The following is a 2,090-nucleotide window of genomic DNA, read 5'->3' as shown; positions in this document are numbered from 1 at the left end:
TCTTCCCCTAGCAGGGCGACGACAAATCCGGCCGGTGGCTCAGAGTTTCCGAAGTAACTGTAGGCCGTCATGGCTCTAATTGACTCACCGTTGACCGTTACTCGCGCGTCCCACTCTCCCTCCGGATTGTCGAAAACTACGGGTTCGATCACGCGGTTTATCGCTCCGCCACCACAATAGACGATGCCTTCGGGTGCTTCGTAGGAGGCCCCCTGGCCAGTATCTGAATCGCAGGCGGAACGAAGGGACCGAATTGCCGCGCTGGAACCTTTCAAGTCAAAGATTCCGTAGCTGACATCTTGATCAATCATCGACAGGTTAACCGATGCATTGGCCGCAAGCTGGCCCAGTACAAAACCATAGTCCTCTTGACTATTGAAACTGACCTCGACGGGATAGTTATCAACGATCTGTACGGCAGCGTTTTCTGCGCCAACCTGAAATGCTCCAACTTCGGTGGCTCCGTTCTTCAAGAAACGAATGGAAAGCCCCTGCTTGTCCGTAATGTCCTGGCTGTCCTCATATCCAGCCGGAGCAAAGCGAATACGGTTACACTGAAGTTCCAGCGTCATGTTTCCGGTTTGAATAAATGCATTGGGAATAGGCCCAGAGTTGAACGACCACTCCGCTGATGCAGTTGTCGCCATAACCATCATTAGAGTCCCAGTGGAAATCGTTTTGAAACTCATTTTCTCTCTCCATGGTGTCACGGTTCGCACTGTCATTCAGCCTGAGATTCCGGCCAATTGCCCCGGCAACCAGGTCAGGAAACAGGTTCGCCGTATTCGTTTGCGCCTTCTTCCGAAGGGCGCGTCAACCACCAGATCATCAGAATGGACAGAACCAATTGAAGAATTGAGACAACAACAATACCGGTCACGCCCAGGACTGCCGCGGGTCCTCGTAATGCGTCAGGGTTCTCGGTCCCTTGCTCCAATACCGAAAAGAACGCCACGCCACCCAGCATAACAAAAAGCGTTGTAATGCTGAGCGCCATCGGCAGCAGCAAATACCAGCCAGGTCGTCCCGTATCATGCAGCCTTCGCCAACCGGCGGCCAGCATAGGTATGAGAACAGCCAGTTGAAAAACAGAGGACAGAACCCGAGATCCTTGCCCTGTCTCGGGGTTAGTCCCGAATAGGATCGTATCCAACACAGCCAAAGCAGCACTCACGAGAACCACAAACAAGAAGAACCACCAGTATTCTGAACGTATAGCCCGGCCGGAGAACTGGAAGTATTTTGAAAAACACGTTTTAACGGCCTCAATAAATCCCATTTTCATTCCTTTCTTAATCTCTGTGCGGCCTCAAAACGTTTCGCCACCTAGAAGAACAAACTCGCCTGTATGGATGCTCTCACTTACCTTTTTGTTTGAATGCAGAGGCCTATCGTACGAGAGCGTAGAGAAATTTACGCGCGGAAAAAATGTTGATTTATGAAAAAATAGATTCAAACATGCGAATTCGACACAACTTTCATTTTACCTCCGTTGATGTCGCTGTCGCCCGATTTGTCGGGCCCTTCCGACTGCTGGAGTGAGTGCTGGCGGTCGGAGGCCCTCAAACAAAGATCAAGCATTGGGAGGACGCGATGCTGCAGCTTAACGTACTCCCCCTCTTTCCAGAGTTTGCTCTAGCTTTCGCCAGTGTCGTCATTCGGCCTTCACACGTTGTTGGCGGCCCCGATGGTCAACGAAATGTTGTTCCGCCGAGCAAGCCCCACGCGGCAAGTTTTGGGAAAGATAGTCAAAGGATCGAGGTAAGTTCTATTGGCTGCGCAGACGCGAGAGCTTCAAATAAACGCATCCAATTTCACTAATTTCAACGGACCCAGAGGGAGAAGAAAATGACCAACAAGATGGTGATGATTTCAGGCGCAACTTGTTTCGCAATGCTTGCGGCCTGTGACGACGCGAGTACATCCAGTGCGTCCGCCGAGCTCACACCGGCTCAGCAAGCATGTTTGCGAGATGTAGCCAAGACGACGAACAATTCGCAAGTCGTTGTGCTCTCATCCGCGTTCAGCGAGGCTGGAACACAAGTCACTGTCGGTGTTGGCGAGGATCGTGCTCCTTGGAATTGCATTGC

Annotated in this window: 3 protein-coding genes; 1 reads left to right on the top strand and 2 read right to left on the bottom strand. The window is 51.6% G+C overall.

The genetic code is table 11. From position 1 onward, the window contains the following. Together ACRZ9U_RS20885 and ACRZ9U_RS20880 are read right to left on the bottom strand one after the other, a co-directional pair. Positions 1-689 (bottom strand): hypothetical protein (locus tag ACRZ9U_RS20885; protein ID WP_480902924.1); only part of this gene is annotated, 689 nt, incomplete at its 3' end. A 74-nt stretch (positions 690-763) separates the two neighbouring features. Beyond that, positions 764-1,279: a DUF805 domain-containing protein gene (locus tag ACRZ9U_RS20880; protein ID WP_170395437.1), complete on the bottom strand. Its 516-nt coding sequence runs from the start codon at positions 1,277-1,279 to the stop codon at positions 764-766. Positions 1,280-1,848: 569 nt separating this feature from the next. On the opposite strand from ACRZ9U_RS20880, the gene ACRZ9U_RS20875 reads away from it, so the two are divergent. Continuing rightward, positions 1,849-2,090 (top strand): hypothetical protein (locus ACRZ9U_RS20875; protein ID WP_480902921.1); only part of this gene is annotated, 242 nt, incomplete at its 3' end.

The sequence above is a fragment of the Ruegeria sp. D7 genome (assembly GCF_056534355.1).
This window is presented reverse-complemented; position numbering and strand designations above follow the sequence as displayed.